17 protein-coding genes and 1 pseudogene are annotated in these 19,578 nt (G+C 71.7%); 8 read left to right on the forward strand and 10 right to left on the reverse strand.

Annotated features, from left to right (window positions below):
* The first annotated feature begins 129 nt into the window (after window positions 1-129).
* From egtA to egtD, 4 genes are read left to right on the forward strand one after another with little or no spacing between them, the layout of a single operon-like run.
* The gene (gene egtA / locus ACWCQM_RS09660) at window positions 130-1,431 is read left to right on the forward strand and encodes an ergothioneine biosynthesis glutamate--cysteine ligase EgtA (protein ID WP_450914735.1); all 1,302 of its coding nucleotides are present in this window, start codon (window positions 130-132) and stop codon (window positions 1,429-1,431) included.
* Window positions 1,428-2,768: an ergothioneine biosynthesis protein EgtB gene (gene egtB / locus ACWCQM_RS09665; RefSeq protein ID WP_450914736.1), complete on the forward strand. Its 1,341-nt coding sequence runs from the start codon at window positions 1,428-1,430 to the stop codon at window positions 2,766-2,768. The genes egtA and egtB overlap by 4 nt, the downstream gene beginning before the upstream one ends.
* Complete coding sequence (gene egtC, locus ACWCQM_RS09670; RefSeq protein ID WP_450914737.1) at window positions 2,768-3,523, forward strand: ergothioneine biosynthesis protein EgtC; 756 nt, start codon at window positions 2,768-2,770, stop codon at window positions 3,521-3,523. Before egtB ends, egtC begins: the two co-directional genes overlap by 1 nt.
* A complete protein-coding gene (gene egtD, locus ACWCQM_RS09675) occupies window positions 3,520-4,482 on the forward strand; it encodes an L-histidine N(alpha)-methyltransferase (RefSeq protein ID WP_450914738.1) in 963 nt (320 codons plus the stop codon). The genes egtC and egtD overlap by 4 nt, the downstream gene beginning before the upstream one ends.
* Here egtD and ACWCQM_RS09680 read toward each other — a convergent pair.
* From ACWCQM_RS09680 to ACWCQM_RS09690, 3 genes are all read right to left on the reverse strand, one after another.
* Window positions 4,425-5,264 (reverse strand): lysophospholipid acyltransferase family protein, encoded by an 840-nt coding sequence (locus ACWCQM_RS09680; RefSeq protein ID WP_450914739.1) that lies wholly within the window; start codon window positions 5,262-5,264, stop codon window positions 4,425-4,427. The genes egtD and ACWCQM_RS09680 overlap by 58 nt on opposite strands.
* Window positions 5,261-6,064 (reverse strand): GNAT family N-acetyltransferase, encoded by an 804-nt coding sequence (locus tag ACWCQM_RS09685; protein WP_450914740.1) that lies wholly within the window; start codon window positions 6,062-6,064, stop codon window positions 5,261-5,263. Before ACWCQM_RS09685 ends, ACWCQM_RS09680 begins: the two co-directional genes overlap by 4 nt.
* 253 nt (window positions 6,065-6,317) lie before the next feature.
* Entirely contained in the window at window positions 6,318-7,571 is a 1,254-nt protein-coding gene (locus ACWCQM_RS09690) for an extracellular solute-binding protein (protein WP_450914741.1), read from the reverse strand.
* Window positions 7,572-7,775: 204 nt separating this feature from the next.
* Between ACWCQM_RS09690 and ACWCQM_RS09695 the strand changes: the two genes are divergently transcribed.
* Window positions 7,776-7,991, forward strand: coding sequence for a dodecin (locus ACWCQM_RS09695; RefSeq protein ID WP_073752687.1), 216 nt, complete (start codon window positions 7,776-7,778; stop codon window positions 7,989-7,991).
* A 136-nt stretch (window positions 7,992-8,127) separates the two neighbouring features.
* Here ACWCQM_RS09695 and ACWCQM_RS09700 read toward each other — a convergent pair.
* Window positions 8,128-8,617: pseudogene (locus tag ACWCQM_RS09700) on the reverse strand (phosphatase domain-containing protein).
* 59 nt (window positions 8,618-8,676) lie between these two features.
* Entirely contained in the window at window positions 8,677-9,003 is a 327-nt protein-coding gene (locus ACWCQM_RS09705) for a plasmid stabilization protein (RefSeq protein ID WP_450914742.1), read from the reverse strand.
* A gap of 219 nt (window positions 9,004-9,222) precedes the next feature.
* On the opposite strand from ACWCQM_RS09705, the gene ACWCQM_RS09710 reads away from it, so the two are divergent.
* Window positions 9,223-9,414 carry a DUF6381 family protein gene (locus ACWCQM_RS09710; protein ID WP_450914743.1) on the forward strand — a complete coding sequence of 64 codons (192 nt, stop codon included), beginning with the start codon at window positions 9,223-9,225 and terminating at the stop codon, window positions 9,412-9,414.
* Window positions 9,415-9,514: 100 nt separating this feature from the next.
* Window positions 9,515-11,941 (forward strand): ABC transporter, encoded by a 2,427-nt coding sequence (locus ACWCQM_RS09715; protein ID WP_450914744.1) that lies wholly within the window; start codon window positions 9,515-9,517, stop codon window positions 11,939-11,941.
* Window positions 11,942-11,963: 22 nt separating this feature from the next.
* Here ACWCQM_RS09715 and ACWCQM_RS09720 read toward each other — a convergent pair whose 3' ends face one another.
* From ACWCQM_RS09720 to ACWCQM_RS09730, 3 genes are read right to left on the reverse strand one after another with little or no spacing between them, the layout of a single operon-like run.
* Window positions 11,964-12,710 (reverse strand): succinate dehydrogenase/fumarate reductase iron-sulfur subunit, encoded by a 747-nt coding sequence (locus ACWCQM_RS09720; RefSeq protein ID WP_073752691.1) that lies wholly within the window; start codon window positions 12,708-12,710, stop codon window positions 11,964-11,966.
* Window positions 12,707-14,656 carry a fumarate reductase/succinate dehydrogenase flavoprotein subunit gene (locus tag ACWCQM_RS09725; RefSeq protein ID WP_450914745.1) on the reverse strand — a complete coding sequence of 650 codons (1,950 nt, stop codon included), beginning with the start codon at window positions 14,654-14,656 and terminating at the stop codon, window positions 12,707-12,709. The genes ACWCQM_RS09720 and ACWCQM_RS09725 overlap by 4 nt, the downstream gene beginning before the upstream one ends.
* A 1-nt stretch (window position 14,657) precedes the next feature.
* The gene (locus ACWCQM_RS09730; RefSeq protein WP_450914746.1) at window positions 14,658-15,365 is read right to left on the reverse strand and encodes a succinate dehydrogenase; all 708 of its coding nucleotides are present in this window, start codon (window positions 15,363-15,365) and stop codon (window positions 14,658-14,660) included.
* A 96-nt stretch (window positions 15,366-15,461) separates the two neighbouring features.
* On the opposite strand from ACWCQM_RS09730, the gene ACWCQM_RS09735 reads away from it, so the two are divergent.
* Window positions 15,462-16,385, forward strand: coding sequence for a LysR family transcriptional regulator (locus ACWCQM_RS09735; protein WP_450914845.1), 924 nt, complete (start codon window positions 15,462-15,464; stop codon window positions 16,383-16,385).
* Between the two features lie 12 nt (window positions 16,386-16,397).
* On the opposite strand, the gene ACWCQM_RS09740 is transcribed toward ACWCQM_RS09735, so the two are convergent.
* Together ACWCQM_RS09740 and ACWCQM_RS09745 are read right to left on the reverse strand one after the other, a co-directional pair.
* Complete coding sequence (locus ACWCQM_RS09740) at window positions 16,398-18,572, reverse strand: putative bifunctional diguanylate cyclase/phosphodiesterase (protein WP_450914747.1); 2,175 nt, start codon at window positions 18,570-18,572, stop codon at window positions 16,398-16,400.
* Window positions 18,569-19,387 carry an SAM-dependent methyltransferase gene (locus ACWCQM_RS09745; RefSeq protein WP_450914748.1) on the reverse strand — a complete coding sequence of 273 codons (819 nt, stop codon included), beginning with the start codon at window positions 19,385-19,387 and terminating at the stop codon, window positions 18,569-18,571. Before ACWCQM_RS09745 ends, ACWCQM_RS09740 begins: the two co-directional genes overlap by 4 nt.
* Window positions 19,388-19,578 lie beyond the last annotated feature (191 nt).

Raw genomic sequence — 19,578 nt, forward strand, 5'->3', positions numbered from 1 at the left:
TTCATACGGGGCATGCTGGACACCCCGGCGGCATGGACGCAACCGGTTTTCCGTGGCTCAGGGGCACCCTTGTGCGAAATCCAGGTACGGGTTTGGGTGGTAGGGAAGCACCCGAAAAGGAGGCCCAGCATGCCCCCGGACGCTCTCGGCCGGCACGGCCACCCCCTCGAGGCGGTACCACTCGGCGAGGAGGAGGCGGAGGATCTACTGCGCGGCATATGTTTCAAGACGGGACCGCCCCGGACGGTCGGTGTGGAGCTCGAATGGCTCATTCACGATCGTGAACACCCCGAGACCGCTGTCTCGCACGAACGTCTCCGCGCCGCGGCCGAAGCCGTGCGCGCGACCCCGCTGGACGCTGCCCTGACCTTCGAACCGGGAGGCCAGCTGGAGCTCAGCTCCCAGCCCGCGGGCTCCCTGATGGCCTGTGTCGACGCCACGGCCGCAGATCTCGTCTCCGTACGCGAGACCCTCGGCGGGGCGGGGCTCACCCTGGCCGGGCTGGGGGTCGATCCGTGGCAGGTTCCCCGCCGTCTGCTCCAGGAGCCACGCTACGACGCCATGGAGGCCGCGCTCGACCGCTCGGGTTCCGCCGGGCGGGCGATGATGTGCACCTCCGCGTCGGTCCAGGTCTGCCTGGACGCCGGCGAGGAGGAGCCGGGGCCGCTGGGCTACGGGCGGCGCTGGCAGCTCGGGCATCTGCTGGGCGCGGTGCTGGTCGCCGCGTTCGCCAATTCGCCGTACCGGCAGGGCCGGCGCACCGGCTGGAAGTCGACCCGGCAGGCGCTGTGGGCGGATCTCGACCCGGCCAGGTCGCTGGCGCCGCAGAGCCGTCTCTCGCCCCGCGACGCCTGGGCCGCCCATGTCCTCGACACCTCGGTGATGTGTGTACGGAACGGCGACGCGCCCTGGGCGGTACCGGTGGGTCTGTCGTTCCGGGACTGGATCCGCGGCGGCGGTCCCAGGCCGCCGGTGCGGGCCGATCTCGACTATCACGTCACGACGCTGTTCCCGCCGGTGCGCCCGCGCGGGCACCTGGAGCTGCGCATGATCGACGCCCAGTCGGGTACCGACGGCTGGCTGGTGCCGCTCGCCGTCACCACCGCCCTGTTCGACGACCCGGAGGCGGCGGAGACCGTGTACCGCACCGTCAAACCGCTGGCGGAGACCGCGGGCCCGGCGCCCGCCCCCCGTAACCCGCTCTGGGCGGCCGCCGCCCGGGACGGGCTGAGCGATCCGGAGCTGGCGACCGCCGCTGCGGCCTGCTTCAGGGCTGCGCTGGAGGCGCTGCCCAGGATCGGGGCGAGCGACCATGTCCTCGGCACGGTCGCCGCCTTCCATGACCGCTATGTGGCCCGGGGCCGATGTCCGGCCGACGACACGCCCGACCCGGATACGGCGCCGCTGCACGGAAAGGGCCTGGTCCGATGACCGACACTCCTGCTCCGCACACCACTGGGGAACACGATCCCGAGGCGCTGCGCGCGCGTGCACTGGCCGCGCTCCTCGCCGCCCGCGAGCGGACCGCTCTGCTCACCGACAGCGTCGACGACCACGACCTGACCGCACAGCACTCACCGCTGATGTCGCCCCTGGTCTGGGACCTGGCGCACATCGGCAATCAGGAGGAGCTGTGGCTGCTCCGCGCCGTCGGCGGCCACGACGCGCTGCGTCCCGAGATCGACGGGCTGTACGACGCCTTCGAGCACTCCCGGGCGAGCCGGCCCTCCCTGCCCCTGCTGGCCCCCGCCGAGGCGCGGGCCTACGCGTCCGACGTACGCGGCCGGGCCCTCGACGTCCTCGGCGGCGCCCCGCTGCACGGAGCCGGCCGGCCGCTGGAGCGGGCGGGCTTCGCCTTCGGCATGGTCGCCCAGCACGAACAGCAGCACGACGAGACCATGCTGATTACCCATCAGCTGCGCTCCGGACCGGCCGTGCTCGGCGCGCCGGAGCCCCCGGAGCCCTCGGACGCCCTCCCGCTGCCGGCCGAAGTCCTGGTTCCCGGCGGCCCCTTCACCATGGGGACCTCCACCGAGCCCTGGGCCCTGGACAACGAACGGCCCGCGCACCGGCGTGAGGTGGCCCCGTTCCACATCGACACCGCCCCGGTCACCTGCGGCGCATACGCGCGCTTCATCGAGGACGGCGGATACACCGACGAGCGCTGGTGGACGCCCGAGGGCTGGGCGATGGTCCGCGAACACGACCTGACGGCACCGCTGTTCTGGCACCGCGACGCGGGCCAGTGGCTGCGGCGGCGCTTCGGGGTGACGGAGCCGGTGCGGGCGGACGAGCCGGTGCTGCACGTCAGCTGGTACGAGGCGGACGCGTACGCCCGCTGGGCGGGCAGGCGTCTGCCGACCGAGCCCGAGTGGGAGAAGGCCGCCCGCCACGACCCGGCGTCGGGGCGTTCCCGCCGCTACCCCTGGGGCGACGAGGACCCGGCGCCCGAGCACGCCAACCTGGGGCAGCGCCACCTGCGGCCCGCGGCCGCCGGCGCGTATCCGGCGGGCCGGGCCCCCTCGGGCGCGGGCCAGCTGATGGGCGACGTGTGGGAGTGGACGTCGAGCGACTTCCTGCCCTACCCCGGCTTCGCCGCGTTCCCGTACCGCGAGTACTCGGAGGTGTTCTTCGGCCCGGAGCACAAGGTGCTGCGCGGCGGCTCCTTCGGCGTCGATCCGGTGGCCTGCCGCGGCACGTTCCGCAACTGGGACCTTCCGGTGCGGCGCCAGATCTTCTCCGGATTCCGTACGGCGAGGGATGCCTGATGTGCCGTCATATTGCTTACCTGGGGCCCCCAGTGACCCTGGGCGAGGTGCTCGTCTCCCCCTCCCATGGACTCGTGCGCCAGTCCTGGGAACCCCGGCGCCAGCGGCACGGCACGGTGAACGCCGACGGGTTCGGCGTCGGGTGGTACGCCGAGGGCGACCCCGTGCCGGGCCGCTACCGGCGCGGCGGGCCCGTCTGGGGCGACGAGACCTTCGCCGATCTGGCCCGCGTGGTGCGCACCACCGCGCTGCTCGCCGCCGTACGGGACGCGACCTTCGCGGGCGCTGACGGTGAGGCCGCCGCCGCGCCCTTCGCCGACGGCACGGTGCTCTTCAGCCACAACGGCGCGGTGCGGGGCTGGCCCGGCTCCATGGCGTCGCTGGCCGGGGCCCTTCCGCCCGAGCGGATGCTGACCCTGGCTGCCAGGAGCGATTCGGCGCTGATCTGGGCGCTGGTGCTCCACCGGATGGCGCAGGGCGACGAGATAGCGCAGGCGGTCGCCGACACGGTCGTCGACGTCGGCACCGCCGCCCCCGGTTCCCGCCTCAATCTGCTGCTCACCGACGGTTCCGCCGTCGTGGCGACCACCTGGGGCGACTCCCTCTGGTATCTCCACGAACCGGGTCACCGCACGGTGGTGGCCTCGGAGCCGTACGACGACGATCCGTACTGGCGCGAGGTCCCGGACCGCACGCTGCTGGCCTCGACACGCACCGATCTTCTGCTGACCCCGCTCAAGGAGCCCACCGCGTGAGTCCCTATCTGCTGACCCGCACGCTGCCTGCGGACGCGACGGACGCGGCGCTGCGCGCCGACGTGCTGAGCGGTCTGACCGCGCAGCCGAAGACGCTGCCGCCCAAGTGGTTCTACGACGCGCACGGCAGCGACCTCTTCGAGGAGATCACCCGGCTGGACGAGTACTACCCGACGCGTGCGGAACGGGAGATCCTGATCGCCCGCGCCGGTGAGATCGCCGCGGCGTCCGGGGCGCGGACCCTGATCGAGCTGGGGTCGGGCTCCTCGGAGAAGACCAGGCACCTGCTGGACGCGCTGCCCCAGCTGCACACCTACGTCCCTGTCGATGTGAGTGAGAGCGCGCTGAAGGGGGCCTCCGAGGCGCTGCTGGCCGAGCGCGAGGGGCTCTCCGTGCACGCGCTCGTCGCGGACTTCACCCATGTGCTGGAGCTGCCCGACAGCCCCGGCCCGAGACTGGTGGTGTTCCTGGGCGGAACGCTGGGCAATCTGCTCCCGGACGAGCGTGCGACGTTCCTGAAGTCCGTACGGGCACGGCTCGCGCCCGGGGACGGGCTGCTGCTCGGCACCGACCTGGTGAAGGACGAGGCGACGCTCGTCACCGCGTACGACGACGCGGCAGGGGTGACGGCCGCGTTCAACAAGAACGTGCTGACGGTGGTGAACCGTGAGCTGGGGGCGGACTTCCCGGCCGGTGAGTTCGACCATGTGGCTCTCTGGGACCCGGACAACGAGTGGATCGAGATGCGGCTGCGCGCCCGCCGGGCGCTGACGGTCAAGATCCGTGAGCTGGATCTCGTGGTGCACTTCGAGGAGGGTGAGGAGCTGCGCACGGAGGTCTCGGCGAAGTTCCGCGAGGAGAAGGTGCGCCAGGAACTGGCCACCGCGGGACTGCGGCTGGATCAGTGGTGGACCGACGCGGCGGGCCGGTTCGCGCTGTCGCTGGCCACGGCGGACTGAGCGGCCAGCGCCAGCGCGCGCCTGTCGGGCTCACCGCCCGCGGGGATCGGCGGCAGGACGCGGATCTCGGCGGTGAGCCCGGCGGCGGTCACCACCCGCCACAGCGACGCGGCGAGCGGGTCGTCGCCCACGAAGGCGGCGGCCCCCGCCGGGGCCCTCTCCGGCGTCCGGTAGGCGATGCGGAGCGGCCGCACCGCGGCGCCCGCGTCGACCGCGGCCTGGAAGGCGGCAGGCCGGAAGCTGCCGCCCCCGTCACGGCCGCACCAGGTGCTCCCCTGCGGGAAGACCGCCACCCGCGATCCGGCGGCCAGCGCCCCGGCGAGGGCGTGGACCGCGCCCGGCAGGGCGCGCAGCCGGTCCCGCTCGATGAAGAGCGTTCCGCCGAGCGCCGCGAACCGCCCGAACACCGGCCAGTGCCGTATCTCGCTCTTGGCGACCATCCGGGCCGGGAGCACGGCCGCCACGAGCGGGATGTCCAGCCAGGAGACGTGGTTGGCGACCACGAGCTCGCCCGTGGCCGGCCGGCCGGGCTCCACCTGGCACCCGGTGACGCGTAGGCGTACGCCGAAGGCCCGCACCACCGCGTACGCCCAGCCCCGTACCAGCCGGTCGCGGAGCGAGGGCGCGAGGAGCCGCACCCCGGGCACGCACGCCACCCCGAGCAGGGTGAGGGCGCACCCGGCGAGCAGCAGGGCGGCGGCGGCCAGCGGTGCGCGCCTGGCGCCCTCGTGCGCGGCGCAGTCGCGCGGGGTGCAGGGGGCGATGGGCAGCCAGGCGCTCATCGCAGCGGTGCCAGGGAGAGGAAGTGGCGCAGGTAGCGCGGGTCGGTGCGCCGCATCGAGAGCAGGACGTAGAGGTCGGCGACTCCGAAGTCCGGGTCGTGGGCGGGGGCTCCGCACACCCAGGCCCCGAGGCGCAGATAGCCGCGCAGCAGCGGCGGCAGTCCTGCCCGGCCCCCGGCTCCGCCACCGGGGTGGCCCGTGGTGTCCCAGAGGCGGTGAGGGGCCACCCAGTACTCCTCGGGCGCGAGGTTGTGGGTCCGTACGGTGTCCCAGGTCCTGGCGGCCAGGGCGCCCCCGTCGGCGAGGGGCACGGAGCAGCAGCCGGCGAGCCAGTTGTGGCCGGTGCGCTCCATGTAGCGGGCGAGTCCGGCCCAGATCAGGGCGATGACGGCGCCGTCGCGGTGGGCGGGGTGGACGCAGGACCTGCCGACCTCGACGAGGTCGTCGCGGATCGGGTGCAGCCGGCCGAGGTCGAACTCGCCCTCGGCGTAGAGCCCGCCGGCCGCGCGTGCGCCCGCGGGCGGCAGCAGCCGGTAGGTGGCGACCACCTCGCCCGTGGCCTCCTCGCGCACCAGCAGGTGGTCGCAGTAGGCGTCGAAGGCGTCGCTGTCCAGGCCCGGTTCGGTGGTTTCCAGCCGGGCGCCGAGCTCTCCGGCGAACACCAGGTGGCGCAGGCGCTGGGCGGCCCGTACGTCGTCCTCGTCGGCGGCCAGGGAGACGCGGTAGCCCGAGGGGGCGGGCGCGGCGGGCCGGCGGGGAGCGGGTGCGGGGGCGGGTGTGGCGAGGGGCAGCACGGTCATGGCGGTCTCCGGGGACGGATCAGCTGGGGCGGCTGCCGGGCCCTTCGCGGAGCGCGAATGGCCGGCCCCCTACTTCTTCCGTGACCGGCTGGAATCGACGTGACCGCCGCGAAGCGCGGGGATGTGCGACGGCTGAATCCCCCGGGTTGCGACCCCGCCGCCCGCGGACCGGCCGCCCGCGGGGGCGCCGAGGTCCGGTTCGCCCCCGCCCCTGGTCGGGCCGTCTTCCCGCCCCTCGCGCCCCGGCGTCCGGTCAGCCGCTGATCAGCTTCGCGGTGATGCGCTCCGACGCCTTCCTGGCCTCCTCCGCCGGGTCGCCGCCCTCCAGCACCGCCGTCATGTACGGCTTGATCGGGTTCTCGGCCTCGACGGCCGGCCAGTACGGCGAATTGGGGGTGGCCCGGCCCTGGGTTGCGCCCTGCGCCATGGCCGAGGTCCCTTCCTGGCCCTCCACCACGCTCGCGAGGGCAGGCTTGTTGGGCACGTAGCTCATGGCCCGGGCCAGCTCGGTCTGCCACTTCTCGCCGGCGAGCGCCTTGACGACCTCGATGCCTTCGCTGCGCTGGTCGGCGCCCTCCGGCACGATCAGGTCCGATCCTCCGGTGAACACCGAGCCGGGCTTCGCCGCGCTCTTGCCGGGGATCGGGAAGTATCCGAGCTTCCCCTTGAGTTCCGGGTTCTGCTGCTCGATGAGCGCGGCGCTGCCGGGGACGGAGATGATCTGGGCGACGTCGCCCTCGGCGAACACGTCGGTCTCCGGGGGTGTCTGCTCGTCGGCGTCCTTGGGGCCGTCGCCGTGGGCCTGGAGCGTCTTGTAGAAGTCCATGCCCCGCAGTGCGGCGGGCGAGTCCAGGGCGCCCTGCCACTCACCGCCGCCTTCCTCGGCCAGTTCGCCGCCCTCGTCCCAGATGAACCCGGCGAGCACGTACCAGTTCTGCCCGGCGAGATAGATGCCCTGCTGCCCCCCGGTGTTCAGCCGCTCACTGATCTCCACCCACTCCTCGCGGGTCCTGGGGAGTTCGGTGATGCCCGCCTGCGCGAAGAGGTCCTTGTTGTAGATCACGACACGGTTGGCGGCGTACCAGGGAATTCCGTACTGCGCGCCGTTGACCTTGCCCGGCTGCGCGAGTCCGGGCAGCCAGTCCTCGCCGCCCAGGTCGCGGATGGATTCCAGGGTGAGGTCGCGCAGTTCGCCGCTCTCGGCGTACTGGGCGACCTGGGTGTTGCCGACCTCGATGATGTCCGGTGCGTCGTCGCCCTCGAGCGCCTTCAGCACCTTGGGGCCGATACCGCCCCACTCCTGGAGGATGAACTCCAGTTCGACCGAGGGGTTCTCGGCCTCGTACGACTCCTTGAAGCGGTCCAGGAAGCTCTGGGAGGCGCTGCCCTTCATCAGCCACACCGTCACCGTGCTGCGGTCGGCGCCCGCGCCGGGGAGGACGCCACAGCCGCTCAGCGCGACGGAGGACACGAGCGCGAGGGCTCCGGCCAGTATGCGGATCTTCACGGGGTCACCTTCTGCGAAACGGCACGACGGAATGACAGGACCCGGGTGGGGGGACTGCGGGCGGCGCTCGCACGGGCGTGTTGGGTCGGAGTTTGGTATGGACCAATGGGCAGGTCAAGCCCGGCTCTCTCGCGCGTCACGGGCGGCATACCTCGCGCTCCTCCCCGGAGTGAGGCACCGTGGAACCACGAAAGGAGACATTTGATGTCCAATCACACCTACCGGGTCACCGAGATCGTAGGAACCTCCGAGGAGGGCCTCGACGCGGCGATCCGAAACGGCGTCGCCAGAGCCTCCGAAACGTTGCACAATCTCGACTGGTTCGAGATGACGGAGGTCCGCGGCCACATCGAGGACGGCCGGGTCGCCCACTACCAGGTGGGGCTCAAGGTCGGCTTCCGGCTCGACGAGAAGGCCTGACCAGGCCCTTCTCTTTTTCCACGATGCTCACCGCCGTCATCAGGGGGCTCCACGGCCGGCGCCTCGGGGCGGCACGGCCGCAGGCAGGGGTCAGGTGCGGCCGCCGTCACGGGGGCGGCACCGCCGCCGGCAGCGGTCAGGTGCGGCCCTCGCGCTCCTGCGCGTCCTTCAGCGACGGCGAGGTGACCGCCCAGCGGGCCCGGACGACCGTGTAACCGGCCAGCTCCGCCTCGTCGCACACCAGCTCGTCGTCGTCGACCAGCACGCGCACCTGACGGGTCCGGCTCAGCCGTCGCAGGGATCTCCAGCTTGGTGCGGCGGGCCGGACGGCGGTCGTCGTTGCGACGCATGTGGAGGGCGCCCTTCGGCAGACCCTGCTGCTCCAGCCAGGCCAGGGTGTCCCTGCGGCACCGTTCGGGCCTGCCGGTCAGATAGACGACCTCGCACTCCTCGGCGCTCGCCAGGGCCAGGTCCACCCCCTCCGCCGGCGGAGGGTCGTCGGGCGCCGCGGAGAAGAAGCCCGCCCAGTCGCGCCGCCGGCCTTCGAGGAAGTGCTGCCGGTGGCCGCTGTCGGCGAGCGTGCCGTCCAGATCGAATACGGCCAGCGGCCGGGTGTCGTCACTCACGGCGCCCACCCTGGAAGACCGCGCCCGCCGTCACGCCGGAACGTCCGCGGGCCCGGCACTCAGCGCCCGAGCGCCTTGCGCAACTGCTCCTTGTTCATCGTCGAGCGGCCTTCGACGTTGCGCTTCTTGGCCTCCTCGTACAACTGGTCCTTCGTCGGCCCCTGCGCCCCGCTGTGCGACCGCTGCCCTCCGCGCTCCGAGGCCGATTGGGGGTCTCTGAGGGAGGCCTTGCTCGCGGTGCGCGACTCCCCGGAGCGGGCCCGCTCCTTGTTGACGGTGCGCGCCGCGATCTCCTCGGCGCGCTTCGTGGACGTGCCGCGCCGTTCGGCGCTCTCCTTGATGTGCTCGTACTGGCGTTCGCGCTTCGGGCTCGATCCTGCGGGCATGACGCCTCTCCTCACTGTCGGACGGCGGTGGTGCACCGCCGCACCTACTACCCCACACCCTCGCTCCCACGCGCGCCGGGCGAGAGGTCCGAACGGGCTCCGGGGCGGACGCGTGCGGCCCGGCCGGCCGCGCCCGAGCGGCACGGCGTTCGAGATGCATGCGGGCCGGTGCGCTGATTCGCTGAGCCTGTCCGCTCCCCCACAGATCCAGGAGTGATCATGAGCGTTGCAGGTGAGTCAGGCGGCCGAGTCCGGCAGCTGCGTGCCAAGGCGCAGGAACTGAACGAGGCGGCCGAGCGCGCCACCGATCCGGAGCAGCGTCAGCGGCTCCAGGACAAGGCCCGCCGCCTGCGGGAGCAGAGCGAGCAGGAGAGCTCGATGCGCGACCGCGGCATGGACCCGATGGTGTAGCTCCGCCGGTCCCGCCCTGCCGGTGGTCCGCTCGCGCGCCCGGGTGCGCGAGGATCACCGGCAGAACCATGTACACCGACGCGACGGAGCCGCACCACCGATGTCCACTCCCTCTGATCCGTACGTCCGGGTGCGCGGCGCGCGCGAGCACAATCTCCGCGATGTGGACGTCGACATCCCGCGCGACACGCTCGCCGTCTTCACGGGCGTCTCGGGCTCGGGAAAGTCCTCGCTGGCCTTCGGGACGATCTACGCGGAGGCCCAGCGGCGCTACTTCGAGTCGGTCGCGCCCTACGCCCGCCGGCTGATCCACCAGGTCGGGGCTCCCGATGTCGGCGAGATCACCGGCCTGCCGCCCGCGGTCTCACTCGAACAACGCCGGTCGGCGCCGGGAGCGCGCTCCTCGGTGGGTACGGTCACCACGCTGTCCAACTCGCTGCGCATGCTGTTCTCACGCGCGGGCGACTATCCGCCGGGGGCGGAGCGGCTGGACTCCGACGCGTTCTCGCCGAACACGGCGGCCGGGGCCTGCCCCGAGTGCCACGGCCTGGGCCGCGTCCACGGCACCTCGGAAGAACTGCTCGTACCCGACCCGTCGTTGTCGGTCAGGGAGGGCGCGATCGCCGCCTGGCCGGGCGCCTGGCAGGGCAAGAACCTCCGCGATGTGCTCGATGCCCTGGGGTACGACATCGAGCGCCCGTGGCGGGAGCTGGATCAGGGCGACCGGGACTGGATTCTCTTCACCGACGAGCAGCCGGTGGTGACGGTCCATCCGGTGCGGGACGCGGGCCGCATCCAACGCCCCTACCAGGGTACGTACATGAGCGCGCGGCGCTATGTGATGCACACCTTCGCCGACTCCAGGAGCCGCACGCTGCGGGCCAAGGCCGAGCGTTTCCTGACCAGTTCGCCGTGTCCGGTGTGCGCGGGCAGCCGGCTGCGTCCGGAGGCCATGGCCGTCACCTTCGCCGGCCGCACGATCGCGGACCTCGTCGCGCTCCCCCTCACTTCGCTGACCGAGGTGCTGCTGGAGGCGGGGGGCGGGAGCGACACCGCGCGGGTGCTGACGGCGGATCTGCTGGCCCGGATCGAGACGGTCACGGAGCTGGGGCTCGGCTATCTCGGCCTCGACCGGACGGCGCCGACCCTCTCATCGGGCGAGCTGCAGCGGCTGCGGCTGGCGACCCAGCTGCGGTCGGGGCTCTTCGGTGTCGTCTACGTGCTGGACGAGCCGTCGGCGGGACTGCACCCGGCCGACACGGAGTCGCTGCTCGGTGTGCTCGGCAGGCTCAGGGACGCGGGGAACTCGGTGTTCGTGGTGGAGCACCAGATGGACGTGGTGCGGAAGGCCGACTGGCTGGTGGACGTGGGTCCGCTGGCGGGAGAGCACGGGGGCCGGGTGCTGCACAGCGGCCCTCCCGCGGAGCTCGCCGGTGTGACCGGCTCCGCGACCCGGCGCTTCCTCTTCGACGAGGACCCGGCGCCGGTACGCGAACCTCGCACCCCGTCCGGGTGGATCACGCTGCGCGGGGTGAATCTGCACAATGTGCGCGGTGTGGACGCCGCGTTCCCGCTCGGGGTGCTGACGGCGGTGACCGGTGTATCGGGGTCGGGCAAGTCGACCCTCGTCGGCCAGGTCCTGGCGGGGGTACTGGCCGACCGGCGCGCCGCCGAGAGCACGGAGGAGCCGGCCGCGCCGGTGGCCCGGGACTGCGCGTCGGCGCAGGGACTGGAGGCGGTGGACCGGCTCGTGCAGGTCGACCAGCGGCCCATCGGCCGTACACCCCGGTCCAACCTGGCCACGTACACGGGGCTGTTCGATGTCGTGCGGAAGCTGTACGCGCAGACGGAGACGGCCAGGGCCCGGGGGTACAGGGCGGGGCGGTTCTCGTTCAATGTGGCGGGCGGGCGGTGCGAGACCTGCCAGGGCGAGGGATTCGTCTCGGTCGAGCTGCTCTTCCTGCCCAGTACGTACGCCCCCTGCCCGGACTGCCACGGGGCGCGCTACAACCCGGCGACCCTGGAAGTCACCCTGCGCGGTCTCACGATCGCCGAGGTGCTGGACCTGACGGTGGAGGCCGCCTCGGGGTTCCTCGCCGGGACCCCGGCGGCGGAGCGCAGTCTGCGGGCCCTGCTGGACGTGGGGCTCGGCTATCTGCGGCTGGGCCAGCCCGCAACGGAGCTGTCGGGCGGTGAGGCGCAGCGGATCAAGCTGGCCACGGAGCTGCAGCGCGCCAGGCGCGGCCACACGCTGTATCTGCTGGACGAGCCGACGACGGGGCTGCATCCGGCCGATGTGGAGGTGCTGATGCGGCAGTTGCACGGCCTGGTGGACGCGGGCGGCACCGTGGTGGTCGTGGAGCACGACATGGCGGTGGTGGCGGGCGCGGACCAGGTCATCGACCTGGGTCCTGGCGGCGGTGACCGGGGCGGGCGGATCGTCGCCACCGGTACGCCGCGGGAGGTGGCACGCGCGGCGGGGAGCCGTACGGCCGCGTACCTGGCGAGGGCGTTGCGGTCGGACTGACTCCCCGTCGGCGGGAGGGTGGTCAGCGGCGTACCTTGCGGGTGGCGCGCAGCCATTCCTTGTTCATCGCGGTGATCGACGGCAGCGGGATGCCCTTGGGGCAGGCCGTGGCGCATTCGCCGGTGAGGGTGCAGCCGCCGAAGCCCTCGTCGTCCATGGTGGCGACCATGTCGAGGACCCGGGTCTCGCGCTCGGGCGCGCCCTGCGGGAGTACGTTGAGGTGGTTGATCTTGGCGGAGGTGAAGAGCATCGCCGAGCCGTTCGGGCAGGCGGCCACGCAGGCGCCGCAGCCGATGCACTCGGCGTGCTCGAAGGCGGAGTCGGCGTCGGGCTTGGGCACCGGCGTGGCGTGTGCGTCGGGCGCCGTGCCGGTGGGCGCGGAGATGTAGCCGCCGGACTGGATGATCCGGTCGAATGAGGAGCGGTCGACGACGAGGTCCTTGACGACCGGGAAGGCCGAGGCGCGCCACGGCTCGATGTCGATCGTGTCGCCGTCGTCGAAGGACCGCATGTGGAGCTGGCAGGTGGTGGTGCGCTCCGGGCCGTGGGCGTCGCCGTTGATGACGAGGCTGCACGCGCCGCAGATGCCCTCGCGGCAGTCGTGGTCGAAGGCGACGGGCTCGTCCCCGCTGAGGATGAGCTCCTCGTTGAGGGTGTCGAGCATCTCCAGGAACGACATGTCCTGCGAGATGCCGTCGACTTCGTAGGTGGCCATGGCGCCGGGCGCCTCGGCGTTCTGCTGGCGCCAGACGCGCAGGGTGAGCTTCATGCGTAGCTCCGCTGAGTGGGGTGGACGTACTCGAAGACGAGGTCTTCCTTGTGCAGGACGGGGGCGTCGCCGGTGGCGCTGAACTCCCAGGCGGCGGCGTACGAGAACTCCTCGTCCCTGCGGGCGGCTTCGCCGTCCGGGGTCTGCGACTCCTCGCGGAAGTGGCCTCCGCAGGACTCCGCGCGGTGCAGGGCGTCGAGGCACATGAGCTCGGCGAGCTCCAGGTAGTCGACGACGCGGTTGGCCTTCTCCAGCGACTGGTTGAACTGCTCCCCGGTGCCGGGCACCTTGATGCGGCGCCAGAACTCCTCGCGGATCTGCGGGAGACGGTCGAGGGCCTTGCGGAGGCCTTCCTCGGTGCGGGCCATCCCGCAGAACTCCCACATGAGTTCACCGATCTCGCGGTGGAAGGAGTCCGGTGTGCGGTCGCCGTCGACCGCGAGGAGCAGGTTGAGCCGGTCCTCCGTCTCGGCGACGGCCTCGGTGACCGCCGGGTGTCCGGCGTCGACCGCCTCGGTGTGCGGGTTGCGGGCGAGGTAGTCGTTGATGGTCGACGGCAGGACGAAGTAGCCGTCGGCGAGGCCCTGCATCAGCGCGGAGGCGCCGAGGCGGTTGGCCCCGTGGTCGGAGAAGTTGGCCTCACCGATGGCGAAGAGGCCGGGGATCGTGGTCTGGAGGTCGTAGTCGACCCAGAGGCCGCCCATCGTGTAGTGCACGGCGGGGTAGATGCGCATCGGCGTCTCGTACGGGTTCTCCGCGGTGATGCGGGCGTACATGTCGAAGAGGTTGCCGTACTTCTCCTCGACCTTCTTCCTGCCCATGCGCGCGATGGCCTCGGCGAAGTCGAGGTAGACGCCCTGTCCGCCGGGGCCGACGCCGCGGCCCTCGTCGCAGACGTTCTTCGCGGCGCGGGAGGCGATGTCGCGCGGCACGAGGTTGCCGAACGCGGGGTAGACGCGTTCCAGGTAGTAGTCCCGCTCGTCCTCGGGGATCTCGTTGGCGGGGCGGTCGTCGCCCTTGGCCTTCGGGACCCAGATGCGCCCGTCGTTGCGCAGGGACTCGCTCATCAGCGTCAGCTTGGACTGGTGGTCGCCGGTGCGCGGGATGCAGGTGGGGTGGATCTGGGTAAAGCAGGGGTTGGCGAAGTACGCGCCACGCCTGTGCGCACGCCAGATGGCGGTGGCGTTGGAGTTCATGGCGTTCGTCGACAGGTAGAAGACGTTGCCGTAGCCGCCGCTGGCCAGGACGACCGCGTCGGCGAAGTACGTGTCGATCTTCCCGGTGACGAGGTCGCGGGCCACGATGCCGCGGGCCTTGCCGTCGACGACGATCAGGTCGAGCATCTCGGTGCGGGAGTGCAGTTCGACGTTGCCGGCCGCGATCTGCCGGGAGAGCGCCTGGTAGGCGCCGAGGAGGAGCTGCTGCCCCGTCTGGCCGCGGGCGTAGAAGGTGCGGGAGACCTGGACGCCGCCGAAGGAGCGGTTGTCGAGGAGGCCGCCGTACTCCCGGGCGAAGGGGACGCCCTGGGCGACGCACTGGTCGATGATCTCCACGGAGATCTCGGCCAGGCGGTGGACGTTGGACTCGCGGGCGCGGAAGTCGCCGCCCTTGACGGTGTCGTAGAAGAGCCTGTGGACCGAGTCGCCGTCGTTGCGGTAGTTCTTGGCCGCGTTGATCCCGCCCTGGGCGGCGACGGAGTGCGCGCGCCTCGGCGAGTCCTGGAAGCAGAACTGGACGACGTGGTAGCCCTGTTCGGCAAGCGTCGCCCCGGCCGATCCGCCGGCCAGGCCGGTGCCCACGACGATGACGGTGTGCTTGCGGCGGTTGGCGGGGTTGACGAGCTTCGCCTGGAAGCGGCGGGTGTCCCAGCGGTCGGCGACGGGACCCTCGGGGGCCTTGGTGTCGACGACGGGCTCGCCGGTGCGGTAGTTCGTGTAGTCGCTCATGTCAGCTCACCACTCCGGTCATCACGGCGACGGGCACGGAGACGAAGCCGGCCGTCAGCACCACTGCGAGGACATTGGCGAGGGTCTTGCAGACGCGGTCCCGGGTCGCGCTGCCCACGCCGAGGGTCTGCGCCGCACTCCAGAACCCGTGCTGGACGTGCAGGCCGAGGGCGAGCACGGCGACGATGTAGATGACGTTGCCGTACCAGGTCGAGAAGGTGTCCAGCACGTTCTGGTAGGGGTGGCCGGCCTGGAATCCGCCGGTGTGCACGGTGCCGGTCGTCAGGTCCAGGATGTGCCAGACGATGAACAGCGCGAGGATGATGCCGCCGTAGCGCATGGTGCGGGTGGCGTAGCTGGAGCGGGCCTTCCTGTGGACGTACGCCGTCGGGCGCGCCCTGAGGTCACGGCGGCTCAGCTGGTACGCGGAGACGGCGTGCAGGACCACCGCCGCGACGAGCACCACACGGATGATCCACAGCGCCCACTCGTAGTGCAGGAAGGGCTCGCCGATGGTCCTGAGCCAGTGCGCGTAGTGGTTGAACTCGTCTGATCCGAAGAAGATCTTCAGGTTGCCCAGCATGTGGACCACCAGATAACCGAGCATGATCAGGCCGCTCACGGCCATGATCGTCTTCTTGCCGACGGACGAGTCCCAGAGCGTACGCGTCATGGACGGCCGTCGGTCCGTCCGCGTTGCCAATGCCATGGACACGACGCTAGAGGCGAGGGGCACCATCAGTCCAAGACATGAAACGAGTCATCTCCATAGGCAGTCGCTATGGAGTCGGCTATCCTCGGCTCCATGCACTTCCAGCAGCTCGCCTACTTCGTGGCCGTGGCCGAGGCCAGGCACTTCACCCGGGCCGCCGAGGAGGTGCATGTGTCGCAGCCCTCCCTCTCCCAGCAGATCAAGGCCCTGGAGAACGAGCTGGGGGCCGAGCTCTTCAGCCGGGCGCGCGGCAACATCGCGCTGACCGACGCGGGTGAGGCACTGCTGCCGCTGGCCCGCAGAATCCTGGCGGACGCCGACACCGCGCGGCACGAGGTGCAGGAGCTGGTGCAGCTGCGCCGGGGCCGGATCAGGCTCGGCGCCACCCCGAGCGTCTGCACCGGCCTGCTGCCCGACGTGCTGCGCGCCTTCCACGGCGCGCACCCGGGCATCCAGCTCCTGATCGAGGAGGGCGGCTCCCACGACCTCGTGCGGCAGCTCGCCCGGGGCGCGCTGGACCTCGCGCTGCTGGTGCTGCCGCTGCCCGCGGCCTCCCCTGCCCTGACCACCGTGGAGCTGCTGCACGAGGACCTGGTGGTGGTGTCGTCGGCATCGCGGCCCGCTCCCGGGCGCAAGGGCTCCGTGCGCGTCGCCGATCTGGAGAACGAGCCGCTGGTGATGTTCCGGCACGGCTACGACCTGCGGGAGCTGACCGTCGCCGCGTGCCGCGCGGAGGGCTTCGAGCCGTCGTTCACGGTGGAGGGCGGCGAGATGGACGCCGTCCTCGGCTTTGTGCGGGCGGGCCTCGGAATCGCCGTGGTGCCCCGCATGGTCGCCGTACGGGCCGGTCAGGATCTGCGCACGACTCCGCTGGCCTCGCCGGGACTTCGCCGTACGATCGCGCTCGCGCACCGCAGCGACGTCGAACCGCCGCGCGCCGCGCGGGAACTGCAGCGGATGCTTCTGGGGGCGGGGCCCGAGGTCGTGCCCCCGGCCGCCGGAGGAACCGGCGGCTGAGGGCACGAGCCGTCAGACCGCGTCCGCCAGGACCAGCGCGTGGATGCGGTCCGGGGCGCCGGGCCGGGCGTAGTACCAGCCCTGGGCGGTGTCGCAGCCGAGCTGCCTCAGCTGCTCGGCCTGGGCCCCTGTCTCCACGCCCTCCACCGTGACCGCCAGGTCCAGGCTGTGGGCGAGCGAGACGATGCCCTCGACGATCTTCAGGTCGACCGGGTCGGCCGGGTGGTGCTGCATGCCCTGGGTGAAGGAACGGTCCAGCTTGAGCACGCTCACCGGCAGACGGCGCAGGTTCGCCAGGTTCGAGTAGCCGGTGCCGAAGTCGTCGAGCGCGATGTCGACGCCCATCTCGGCCAGCTGACGCAGCGGCTTCAGCAGATCGTCGTCGGCGCCGATCAGCGCGGACTCGGTGACCTCCAGGCAGAGGGCGCCCGGTTCCAGCCCGGAGCGCTCCAGCACGTCCACGGTCTCCGCGACGAGGTTCGGGTGGTGCAGCTGGGTCGGCGAGAGGTTGACGTTGATCCGCAGCGGACCGCCGTCGGTGTGACGTTCCTGCCAGAAGTTCGCCTGCCGTACGGACTCCTCCAGCACCCAGCGGCCGAGCGGCACGATCAGCCCGGTGTGCTCCGCGAGGGGGATGAACCGGTCGGGGCCGAGCACGCCGTGCTGCGGGTGGCACCAGCGCACCAGCGCCTCCGCGCCGTGCACGCTGCCGTCGCCGAGGTGCACGAGCGGCTGGTACTCGATGAAGAACTCGCCCCGGTCCAGCGCCGCGGGCAGCGCCGTGGTCAGCCCGTGGCGGGTGATGGCGCGGGCGTCGGCCTCGGCGTCGGCGAGGGCGAAGCGGTTCCCGCCCGCCGCCTTCGCCCGGTACATCGTGATGTCGGCGCTGCGCAGCACCTCGGCGGCGGTGCGCTCACCCGAGGGCCCTTCGACGACGCCGACCGATCCGCGTACGGTCAGCTCCCGGCCGTCGAGGCGCACCGGGGTGGCGAGCGCCGAGAGGATGCGTCCGGCCAGTTCGTGGACCTCCTCCTGGGTGCCGGGCCCGGTCGTCAGGGCCACGAACTCGTCCCCCCCGAGTCTGGCGACCATCTCGCCGGGGGCGGTGGCGCAGCTCTGCAGCCGGTCGGCGACCTCCACCAGGAGCCTGTCCCCCGCCGCGTGGCCCAGGCTGTCGTTGATCGCCTTGAAGCCGTCCAGGTCGAGGTAGCAGAGCCCGAAGCGCATGCCGTCCCTCGGCGCGAGGGCCTTCTCCAGGCGCTCGAAGAACAGCGTCCTGTTGGGCAGGCCCGTGAGCGCGTCGTGGGTGGCCTCGTAGCGCAGGCGCAGGTTGAGCAGCCGCCGCTCGGTGGTGTCCTCCATGAGCGCCAGCTGGTATTCGGGCCGGCCCTCGGAATCCCGCAGCAGCGACACGGTGAGGTTGGTCCAGAGCACGGTGCCGTCGTTGCGGTAGTACGGCTTCTCGACGCTGTAGTGCTCGCGGTCGCCGCGTACCAGCTCGTCGTAGTACTTCCAGACGTTCGGTGAGTCCTCGGGGTGGACCCACTCGTTCACCTTGTGGCTGCGGACGTGGTGCTCCAGACCGCCGAACATCCGGGTGAGGGTGTCGTTGATCTCCAGGATGTTGCCGTCGAGGTCGGCGATCCCGATCCCGATGGCGGCGTCCTTGAACACCGCGCGGAAGCGCGCCTCGGTCGCGTGCAGCGCCTGCTCCGCGTTCGAACGGGCGGTCAGCGCCGAGCGGGCGATGGCCTCCTGCTCGGCGAGTGTCCGCTCGCGCAGCGCCTGGGTGAATCCCCCGGCGAGCGAGTGCTGGATCCGCGCGCAGCGGGCCCTGCTGTCCTCGGTCGGCAGCTCCACCGGTCCGTTGCCGCCGCAGTAGAGCACCAGATAGGAATCGACGACGCCGAGCGTGGAGCTCAGGGCGTCGGGATCGGTGCAGTGTGCCGCGACGAGCGCGGCGCCGACGCGGTGCGCGGGCGCCGCGTCGAAGACCCGGGCGTGCAGGATGGTACTGAGTTCGCGGGCCAGCGGGAGCAGGTGTTCCTCGAACTCGGGGCGGGTCATGGAGGTGGCCGTGGAGGGGAAGATCGCCCGGCTCCAGATGGTGGCGAATCTCCGGAGCCGGCCCTCGGGACCGTCGGGTTCCGCGTCCGGCGCGCCGGACGACTGGGCGGGAATGCTCACGCCGTGCGCCCAACCCCGGCGAAGCCCGAGTAGGTGAAGGGGTCCTCCTGCGCGAGCGTCTCCGGGGACTCGGGACGCCACTCGGGCATCGCGACGAGGCCGGGCTCGACCATCTCGTACCCCTCGAAGAAGCGGCTGATCTCCGCGCGGGAACGCATGATCAGCGGGCTGCGGATGTCGCGGTAGACGCCGACCGTCCCGCCCGCCTCCTCCTCGGGAAGCGGAATGCCCTCGTAGGAGGCGTGGGTCAGGATCAGCAGGCTGCCGGGGGCGAGCGCCTCGCGGAGTTCGGCGACCGCCCCGTACGGATCGTCCGCGTCCTCGATGAAGTGGAGCACCGCCACCAGGAGCAGCGCCACCGGCTTGTCCAGGTCGAGGAGGCCCGTGATCTCGGGGTGGTCCAGGATCTCCCGCGGCTTGCGGAGGTCCGCGGCGGCGATGACGGCCCGTTCGTTTCCTTCGAGGACCGCCTGACTGTGTGCGACCGCGACCGGGTCGTGGTCGACGTAGGCGATCCTGGCCTCCGGATCGGCGGCCTGGGCGACTTCGTGGACATTGCCGAAGGTCGGTATGCCGGAGCCTATGTCCAGGAACTGATTGACGCCCGAAGCGGTGGCGTACTGCACCGCCCGCCGCATAAAGGCCCGATTGGCCTGCATGACCTTCGGCAGGCCCGGCATGAACTCCATGGCCTTGCGGGCCGCTTCCCGGTCCACCTCGAAATTGTGCGATCCGCCCAGATAGAAGTCATACATACGAGACACACTCGGCATCGAGATGTCGATGCCCTTCGGTGCCCAGGCGGGACGCTCCATCGATGTCTCCAACAAGTCGCCACGGCGGTCCGGCCATGTTCATGGTCAGTGTTGACCAGAGGCTACTGATCGACCGCCAGGAGAGCGAGTGGAAACGGAAATTAGAGATCCGTTATTGGTCACACACCGGAGGCATGCGCGGCAGGCCCGTCGCTGCGTGTGAACATGCGGCGACGGACCGGTACCGTGGG

The organism is Streptomyces sp. NPDC002125 (genome assembly GCF_053593715.1).

Coding starts and splice junctions, on each gene's coding strand:
- egtA (WP_450914735.1), top strand. CDS start 130: ATGCCCCCGGACGCTCTCGGCCGGCACGGCCACCCCCTCGAGGCGGTA.
- egtB (WP_450914736.1), top strand. CDS start 1,428: ATGACCGACACTCCTGCTCCGCACACCACTGGGGAACACGATCCCGAG.
- egtC (WP_450914737.1), top strand. CDS start 2,768: ATGTGCCGTCATATTGCTTACCTGGGGCCCCCAGTGACCCTGGGCGAG.
- ACWCQM_RS09680 (WP_450914739.1), bottom strand. CDS start 5,264: ATGAGCGCCTGGCTGCCCATCGCCCCCTGCACCCCGCGCGACTGCGCC.
- ACWCQM_RS09685 (WP_450914740.1), bottom strand. CDS start 6,064: ATGACCGTGCTGCCCCTCGCCACACCCGCCCCCGCACCCGCTCCCCGC.
- ACWCQM_RS09695 (WP_073752687.1), top strand. CDS start 7,776: ATGTCCAATCACACCTACCGGGTCACCGAGATCGTAGGAACCTCCGAG.
- ACWCQM_RS09705 (WP_450914742.1), bottom strand. CDS start 9,003: ATGCCCGCAGGATCGAGCCCGAAGCGCGAACGCCAGTACGAGCACATC.
- ACWCQM_RS09710 (WP_450914743.1), top strand. CDS start 9,223: ATGAGCGTTGCAGGTGAGTCAGGCGGCCGAGTCCGGCAGCTGCGTGCC.
- ACWCQM_RS09715 (WP_450914744.1), top strand. CDS start 9,515: ATGTCCACTCCCTCTGATCCGTACGTCCGGGTGCGCGGCGCGCGCGAG.
- ACWCQM_RS09720 (WP_073752691.1), bottom strand. CDS start 12,710: ATGAAGCTCACCCTGCGCGTCTGGCGCCAGCAGAACGCCGAGGCGCCC.
- ACWCQM_RS09725 (WP_450914745.1), bottom strand. CDS start 14,656: ATGAGCGACTACACGAACTACCGCACCGGCGAGCCCGTCGTCGACACC.
- ACWCQM_RS09730 (WP_450914746.1), bottom strand. CDS start 15,365: ATGGCATTGGCAACGCGGACGGACCGACGGCCGTCCATGACGCGTACG.
- ACWCQM_RS09735 (WP_450914845.1), top strand. CDS start 15,462: ATGCACTTCCAGCAGCTCGCCTACTTCGTGGCCGTGGCCGAGGCCAGG.
- ACWCQM_RS09745 (WP_450914748.1), bottom strand. CDS start 19,387: ATGGAGCGTCCCGCCTGGGCACCGAAGGGCATCGACATCTCGATGCCG.